This window comes from Yoonia maritima (assembly GCF_003003285.1).
Classification (GTDB): domain Bacteria; phylum Pseudomonadota; class Alphaproteobacteria; order Rhodobacterales; family Rhodobacteraceae; genus Yoonia; species Yoonia maritima.
Window position 1 is genome coordinate 385,098 of the sequence record NZ_PVTP01000003.1, and the last position, 7,302, is coordinate 392,399.

Sequence of the window (7,302 nt, forward strand, 5' to 3'; positions counted from 1 at the left end):
GGGGCGATACCCGACAAAATGAACTCTGTGAAGACTTGTCGCAAAAACCGACACTTTTGCGGTTGACGGGGCATGGGGCCACAGGTAATCAGCCCCCCAGTGGGCGACAGGCCGCAAGGTGTGGCAGGGGACTGTAACTCCCTCGCGGAGACGCACGCCTGGTTCGATTCCAGGGTCGCCCACCACTTATTTATCAGACACTTACGGTGACAGCGACAGACTTGGGCTAGGCCAGAAAACAGGCTGGTCCCAATGCCTGGTCCCAATACCTATTCGGTTCTTGTTCTATTCTCTACGTTCTTGGCCAGACTTTGAAAGCATTTTACGGTTTGCCTTCCTTCGGTAGTAAGCAACCATCTCAGCACTTTGACCGGTGATTGCTTGGATTTCTGCGTCACTCGCGCCAGCTTCGGCAAGTTGAATAATGGAGAGCTTGCGAAGTCCATGAAGGGTATATGCCTTCGCATCTCGCCCCAAAGAGCGCCGCCATTCGCTGAATGACTTCTCGGCCGCGTGATAAGTCAGCGGCTCTGTTAGATTCTTCGACAACAAGTGCTGACCTTTTTTCGGGATGCCAGCAATGAAATCACGAAGCTGGTGAGGACAATAGACCTCCAGGTCCTGCTTGCCCTTCTCGTCTCGAACAGTCATCCACTCTCCCCGAAATTGATCATGCCGCATGGCGACAGCAGCCCCAGGTCTCTGCCCGGTTCCCAAAATCAGGTTCGCCAGCACCTTTACTCTAAACGGGGCTTCCTGAAGCGCCGCAACCATCCATTCTGGCCATGGCTCGAATTCGCGTTGTTTCCCGAAGTGCTTGATACCCTTGGCCGGATTCGGCCCCAACGGCCAGTCAAGTTGTTCGGCCGCGAAGTTCCAGAGCAATGAGACTGTTTGTAAAAAGCGGTCGGCCTTTTTGGGTGTAGCAGCATGCGACTGATGGGCGGCGCGCAGGTCTTGTCGTCCGGTAGCTTTCATCGCCATGGCTCCATTCTTCAATAGAATGTAATCCATGGGGGGGCGGTATGATTTTTTGGTGCTTTCAGCCAGACGGATCTGAATTTGTGCGTCTGCACGCCATGCCTCGATACAGTCGCGCCATGTGTATTTATTCGGAACAATTTGCCCAAGATGCCGTCCGGCTTCACATTTCCAATAACCGCGTCTCATTTGCATGATCGATAAGTGGATCATAGCTGCCGCTCGTCTAACATGCAGCGAAGGACTGGAAAGAGCCGATTTTGTTGAAAAACTCTTTGCTGCGTCTGCAAATTTTATGAAACTAGGAAGTTGTTCTCTGTTCATCAAATCACGTCCAGAAATGTCGGAAAAATTTTATAAATTCAGAATATTATTCCGATAATTTTGCATGGAACGCCCGGTATTGGAGTTTTTCAACAAAATAAGCCCAGACTCACCAATGCTGCGTCACGCTTGAATGTCCGCATTCGCGAAGTGTTGCTATACCAGATTTACCCCATGAGCCTCCCACAACAGCGGCGGCTCTAGCTTTTTGGACAGATGCGTAATCACAGCATCGGGGACAGCATCTGGTCGATCCCGATTTTGACGGCGCAGTTGGTCTGGGCTTGGCTCGAGATAGACGATCTCGAGCCGAGCACCGTAGTCACGCAAGAGCCGCAGAACCCGAGATCGGTTCTGCCGTGTCACATTGGTCGTATTCCAAACAAAATCACGTTTGGCCCTCAGGTGCTCTCTTGCCCGTTCATGTGCCGCCTGGATGAGCTGGCCCTGGTTATCGGTGGCACAAACACCTAGATCGCCCCGGATGACATCCAAGCTGACCACGGGATGTTCCGGGCGGTGCTTGGCTATCCATGTATCCTTCCCTGCACCAGGGAGGCCGGACATGACGGTGACCGTGCATGGGAACGCCTCATGAGCCGCATAGTGCGGATCACGATCCTCCAGTTCAAAAAAGGCTACCCGGCTTTCATCGTTGGCGAAGGCGAATGGATGATCCCAGCAACCGGCCTCTTTGAAGGTTAGTGCAGCGAGGCTGACACTTTCCAGGATAGCCCGCTGGTCCTGACATGTCCGACCCAACGCGTCGGCTTTGGCGTGAATGCATAGGTGATCCGGCCTGCACCGCCACGATGTTTCAATGGCCAAGCGATTGGGATCAGGTCGCTCGATCAGCCAAAACGGCAGTTGATGGTGGGCGATGATCCTGCACAGGGCTTCACGCCAGGCAAACGGAGACCCTGCATTCCACAGCAGTTCCCGTGCAATGGATGCACCGACACGGGAATGACCACGGGAAGATATGCGTCCGTCATCCTCTTGCTTTGTGACGGCGGGCTTGCCGACATCATGCAAGACAGCGGCCCAGAACAGGTTCGTTCGGTCCAGATCGGGAAGACCTTGCCAGTCTGGGTCCGCCACCAGAGACTCGACGACCATTCGCGTGTGCGTCCCGACATCGCCCTCAGCATGATGGATCGGGTCCTGCGGGCATGTATCGAGGGTAGCAAGCTCCGGCCAAAGCGACCAAATCGCGTCCCAGCCTACCCGCCAATCTGGACCAGTTGGTACCAAGGCAAGCAGGTTTTCATGTGTGGCGGCGTGGTTGATGGGCTTACGCATCGTAGGCCCCCTCCACACCCAACGTAGGTGCAAAGATATCGACACCATCAGCAAACCATTCGGCAGGATCGGACGGTCGTGCCAATGCCCGTCAGCTGCCTCAATCGCCTGTAAGAAATCTGCACGGACGAACTTGAACCGATCTTCTACGTGGTCTGCGTTTTCCTGTTTCAGATACAGCCCTTCGGCCAGATCACTATCCTCGGTCTGCTGGTCTACCAAATCAGGGCGACTGCCAGACCGGTTTGCCGCCACTGACAACACATCGCGCCATTCTTTCGATTTGTACGGCGATGGCCGGGTCAGGTTGACCAGTTGGTCAACTGACTTGATCTCTCCAGTATGAACGACCGGCACCGGCATGATCGGCAATCCTGTCAGCAAGGCCCGACGGGCCGCTGTGCTGAGAAACACACCATTGTCTCGATCCAGAATGTCAAACTCCATGAAGTAGTGAGGCAGCCGGTCATAGAACACAGTGTGTTTAGCATACATCCATTCGCCATACATGATGAAACGATGGCCCAGCACTCGGTGCAGGACATGTGCATGAGCCGCAGCCCAGGTCTTGAGCAAAGAGAAGTGACGTTCGCGGCCACCGCCCGTCAGATAGTGCCCACGGCTTTGCAGCAGCAGGTTGCCATCCACGTCGAAGGACACGGCGGAGTTGGCCCCGTCGAGCTTTTCTTCGACAATAAGGGGCTGGCCTGAAAGATCTTTGATCAGTTTGTCATCCGCCATATCGCCCACCTGAAGGCGAGAACCTTCAATGTGCCGCGTACGCGGGTATTTCTGGATATTCATAACAGTCTCATGATGTATCTATTGGTCGCACAAAAACACTCGGTAGGATTTACCGAGGTGTTGGATTGATTATGTGCGCTGCGATTACATCGGACTTCCGTGGGGTTCAGGATTGAGACAGGAGTCCCAATTAACGTTGACAAGCAAAAAAATCAACAGCGGACTTTTAAAGGCGTTTTTGAATTGTCCGGTTTGTCCCGCAGTGTATCAGTTCAGGCGTGTTGCAGCGAACGGCGGGCACTCCTGAACCGGTCATCGGTGACCAACGCAGCGAAGGACCCAGAAGAGCCCAATGTGTCTATTTCTTCACCTAGCTTGAATGCCCGCTAAGCGTATCGTGCGGCTTGCACGCCCGCTTCGAATACAATACGCCGCTGTCGAAATGCCTGACCTTCAATGACTTCGGGGCGGCGGATCCTGTCCATTCGAAAATGCCGGAAGTTCTCGCGACTTGGGTCCCATGCGACCAAGTACCAAAGCGGGGGCAAAATCAACATGGCCTGAGGTTCGACACGGCGTTTTGAATTGACGCCCTTTGCGTCGCAGTAGTCAAATGTCAGCCGCAGGCGTTCGAGAAACGCCCGCTCAAAAGCGGGGAGCAGTTCGTCGTCCATTTCTCCGACATTGGAGACATCAACTTGCGGGGCCAGTGGCCCAACGTAGAGGCATTCCAACAGCCGACGAAGGTCGCGCAGCTTGTCGGATGGCAACGCCTTCTCGATCTTGGCGAGCCCACTATCGGCGAGGCCCGAGAACGGGAGCGATCCGGCGGCCCGCATGCTCGATATGCCAAGTATCAATGCAAAGACTTCGGCGACAGAGAGTTTGGCGGTCGTTTGCACTGAGCCTGGGTCTAGATAGAGCCCGCCACCGCGGCCTTGTTCGGCATGGATCACGTAGCCCTGATCACGTAGGGCAGAAAGGTCGCGCAGGACTGTACTGCGCGATGCGCCCACCTCTCCACTCAAGGATCTGATGGTGATCGCTCCGTTGCGGCGGAGGCTTCGGATGATGGCGTCTTGGCGGGACCGGCTGTTCATTTTTCGATCCTAACACACAAAGGTATCATATTTTGATACCTTTTCGACATAGGTGAGTGTCGAACCAACCAAACAGGAGACACTGATATGACCACCATCGCCAATTTTCCTACACCTAGGCTCATTGCGCTCAATGGCATCGAACTAGAGGTTTTTGAGGCGGGGCAGGAGAACAAAGGCAACCCGATTGTGCTGTGCCACGGATGGCCCGAGCACGCGTATTCCTGGCGCCATCAGATGCCCGCCCTCGCGGAGGCGGGTTACCACGTCATCGTTCCAAACCAGCGGGGGTATGGAAACTCTTCCTGCCCGGAGGTAGTGGCAGAGTACGACATCGCCCATCTGACAGGTGATCTTGCTGCGCTTCTGGATCACTTCGGCTATGATGATGCGGTATTTGTCGGCCATGACTGGGGCGCAAATGTCGTGTGGAGCATGGCGCTTTTGCATCCGACCCGCGTGAAGAAGATAATCAACCTCGCGCTTCCCTATCAAGCCCGCACGCCTGTCCCTTGGATTGAGTTCATGGAAGCTTTGTTCGGAGAGGACAACTATTTCGTCCATTTCAATCGGAAGCCTGGTGTCGCGGACGCGGTTTTAGACGCGCAAACGGGCCGTTTCCTGCGGAACCTGTTCCGAAAGAATGTGCCGCCCGTACCACAGGAGCCTGGGATGATGATGATCAATGTAGCCACAGCTCCGGCGCCTTTGGGCCACCCTATCATGGGCGACGACGATCTTGCCGTCTTCACTGCGTCATTCGAGAAGACCGGGTTCACCGGGAGTATCAATTGGTACCGGAACATGGATCGCAACTGGCATATCTTGGCGGATGTCGATCCTGTCGTCCAGCAACCTACGCTGATGGTATATGGTACCCGGGACATAATCCCACCTTCGGAAAATCTCGCGGACTATGTCCCGAATGTGGAGGTGCTGAGCCTCGACTGCGGCCATTGGATTCAGCAGGAAAAGCCGCATGAGACCACTCATGCGATCTTAGATTGGCTAAAGGTTCTTTAGGTTGCATAGGCTTGCCTAGTAGGGCTCTCCGATGGTCTTGGAGGGCCGCATGCTTCGCTGATGCCGGCTCAACGTTAGTGGTATAATCGGCATGAAAGCGCACCATAAACGCGATAGCAGACCTTCAATTGAATTCCGTGGACGCCGGCTCCGTCCGCACAGCCGACCTTTGCGTTCGGTGCAGCGAATGGCCAGAGTGAGCCCACTTTACCAATTTTCTGCGTTGCAGCTAGTGTCCGCTTTGCCGATTTCATCCGAACAATTTGATGATCGAGACCATTGTTTTTGCGGCGCGATCAATGCAGTTTTGCACCGACGATTACTAAGGCACTTATTCATTCAACCGACAAAAGGAACATTGCTGTAATGTCATCACGGATTTTGGGGATTCTGGCCGCATTGTTTGGCGCAAGCCCGGCAATGGCGATGACGTTGGCACATCCAGACCTTCCGATTTTTAAAGCCTGTGCTGTAGATATGAACGTCAGTGGTGAGGTTGTAGCAGATCGAATTCTGGCGGTAGGGTGGGCGGAAACAAGCCCGACACCCGAACTAAAAAAGCTTGGCCAAGATCACAGTGTCATGAATAATTTTGGGAACTCGGTTGCCTTTGGTGAAGATACAAAAGGTGACTGGGACGCGCGTATCGACGAGTTGTCCGAAATATTGCACCTTGATCCATATGAGCATGCGACAGCCAAAGTTCGTGCATTTCAGGACCCAGATAGGTCCGGCTTTGTGGTGTTGACGTCTGAGCCTGATGGGTTTTGGTCCTGCGAAATTCTTTTGACTGCAGTACCCTTTGACGGATCGCGATTTATGGCTGTTCCACCAAGCAATGGCGATCAATATGCCACCAACGGTATCACCTATATGTCGGATCAGGATGGCAGGAGTGAACTTGTTGAGTTTCTCGGCCTGTTGCCGTTTATGCCAACACCTAAACGCTATTATTCGAGCTGTGTGTTGATAGAGCCCGAAACAATCGAGACGCGATATAGCCATAGTGTAAGCTTGGTTTTCGCAGCGGCGTTTAGCACAATCTTCCCGTATTGATCGGAAGCGGTCGTTGGCCACCCGAACGGCATGGTCGGCTAAGTCCTGCGACTTGATCTTTGGCGTAGCCAGCGATGGAGGTCCGGTCTGGGTCAGAAATCCCCTGTGGGGGCGCGCTGGTCCGGGTTTACAGCAGGACAGAGTTTGACTTGGATGGTTGCAGAGCAAGCGTGGGAGAAGACATGTGAAATCGGACAAGGATGTGGGGCATCCTGATCAACGTGCCGTAGACGATTGGTTTCTTTATGGGCCTAAAAACGCAGATATTGAAAACTTGGTCCGAGAACTGACCCTCAACCGGGGTTTGCCTCTTGCGCAGGTTGAGGACGAGATCGTAGCAGCACTAAGAAAATTGCTCGCCACGACGTGAATAGCCGATCGAGTTTCCAGACGATCACAACGTCGCCATTGCGGAGTTGGTCGAGCATGCGGTGTAGTTCCGGTCGATCCCACCGACCGCCAGAAGCGCGTTCCTCGAAAACGCGACCACAATCAGCCGTGCGTAACGCTTCGAGTTGGACCGCGGTTGCTTGGTCATCAGTGGATACGCGCCGGGTCGGTCGGGCAAACATGCGGTTGAGATTTTACAGGGCTTTGAGGGCATCCTGCAGGTCGACGGCTATGCCGGATACAACCGCGTGCTTGATTTGCGGGACAATGCCCCGATCCAACTGGCATATTGCTGGGCACATGCACGACGTAAACTTTATGAGCTGACCCATAACAATGTGGCACCCATCGCCGAGGAGGGCCTCAAGCAGATCGCTGCCCT

At 54.2% G+C, this 7,302-nt stretch carries 7 protein-coding genes, 1 tRNA gene and 1 pseudogene; 5 read left to right on the forward strand and 4 right to left on the reverse strand.

Going from position 1 to position 7,302, the window contains the following annotated elements:
- Positions 1-101: 101 nt before the first annotated feature.
- A tRNA-Tyr gene (locus CLV80_RS18420) sits at positions 102-185 on the forward strand.
- A gap of 100 nt (positions 186-285) precedes the next feature.
- On the opposite strand, the gene CLV80_RS06600 is transcribed toward CLV80_RS18420, so the two are convergent.
- The 3 genes from CLV80_RS06600 to CLV80_RS06610 all read right to left on the reverse strand — a co-directional run bounded on the left by CLV80_RS06600 (position 286) and on the right by CLV80_RS06610 (position 4,451).
- Positions 286-1,305 carry a tyrosine-type recombinase/integrase gene (locus CLV80_RS06600; protein ID WP_106356113.1) on the reverse strand — a complete coding sequence of 340 codons (1,020 nt, stop codon included), beginning with the start codon at positions 1,303-1,305 and terminating at the stop codon, positions 286-288.
- 156 nt (positions 1,306-1,461) lie between these two features.
- The gene (locus CLV80_RS18640; RefSeq protein WP_106356115.1) at positions 1,462-3,411 is read right to left on the reverse strand and encodes an RNA ligase family protein; all 1,950 of its coding nucleotides are present in this window, start codon (positions 3,409-3,411) and stop codon (positions 1,462-1,464) included.
- Between the two features lie 326 nt (positions 3,412-3,737).
- Positions 3,738-4,451, reverse strand: coding sequence for a helix-turn-helix transcriptional regulator (locus tag CLV80_RS06610; RefSeq protein WP_106356117.1), 714 nt, complete (start codon positions 4,449-4,451; stop codon positions 3,738-3,740).
- Positions 4,452-4,538: 87 nt separating this feature from the next.
- Between CLV80_RS06610 and CLV80_RS06615 the strand changes: the two genes are divergently transcribed.
- The 3 genes from CLV80_RS06615 to CLV80_RS18425 all read left to right on the forward strand — a co-directional run bounded on the left by CLV80_RS06615 (position 4,539) and on the right by CLV80_RS18425 (position 6,900).
- Positions 4,539-5,474, forward strand: coding sequence for an alpha/beta fold hydrolase (locus CLV80_RS06615; RefSeq protein WP_106356119.1), 936 nt, complete (start codon positions 4,539-4,541; stop codon positions 5,472-5,474).
- Positions 5,475-5,840: 366 nt separating this feature from the next.
- On the forward strand, positions 5,841-6,530 hold the full coding sequence (locus CLV80_RS06620) for a hypothetical protein (RefSeq protein WP_106356121.1): 690 nt from the start codon (positions 5,841-5,843) through the stop codon (positions 6,528-6,530).
- Between the two features lie 184 nt (positions 6,531-6,714).
- Positions 6,715-6,900, forward strand: a complete 186-nt coding sequence (locus CLV80_RS18425) for a hypothetical protein (RefSeq protein WP_165793323.1) — start codon at positions 6,715-6,717, stop codon at positions 6,898-6,900.
- Here the strand turns inward: CLV80_RS18425 and CLV80_RS06625 are convergent.
- Positions 6,824-7,102: a recombinase family protein gene (locus CLV80_RS06625; RefSeq protein WP_243394451.1), complete on the reverse strand. Its 279-nt coding sequence runs from the start codon at positions 7,100-7,102 to the stop codon at positions 6,824-6,826. The genes CLV80_RS18425 and CLV80_RS06625 overlap by 77 nt on opposite strands.
- On the opposite strand from CLV80_RS06625, the pseudogene CLV80_RS06630 reads away from it, so the two are divergent.
- Positions 7,076-7,302, forward strand: a pseudogene (locus CLV80_RS06630) (IS66 family transposase); the annotation flags it as partial. The gene CLV80_RS06625 and the pseudogene CLV80_RS06630 overlap by 27 nt on opposite strands.

What these genes read in the sequence shown, in the direction of transcription:
- CLV80_RS06615 (WP_106356119.1), top strand. Translation starts at nt 4,539, where the DNA reads ATGACCACCATCGCCAATTTTCCTACACCTAGGCTCATTGCGCTCAAT.
- CLV80_RS06600 (WP_106356113.1), bottom strand. Translation starts at nt 1,305, where the DNA reads ATGAACAGAGAACAACTTCCTAGTTTCATAAAATTTGCAGACGCAGCA.
- CLV80_RS18640 (WP_106356115.1), bottom strand. Translation starts at nt 3,411, where the DNA reads ATGAATATCCAGAAATACCCGCGTACGCGGCACATTGAAGGTTCTCGC.
- CLV80_RS06610 (WP_106356117.1), bottom strand. Translation starts at nt 4,451, where the DNA reads ATGAACAGCCGGTCCCGCCAAGACGCCATCATCCGAAGCCTCCGCCGC.
- CLV80_RS06625 (WP_243394451.1), bottom strand. Translation starts at nt 7,102, where the DNA reads ATGTTTGCCCGACCGACCCGGCGCGTATCCACTGATGACCAAGCAACC.
- CLV80_RS06620 (WP_106356121.1), top strand. Translation starts at nt 5,841, where the DNA reads ATGTCATCACGGATTTTGGGGATTCTGGCCGCATTGTTTGGCGCAAGC.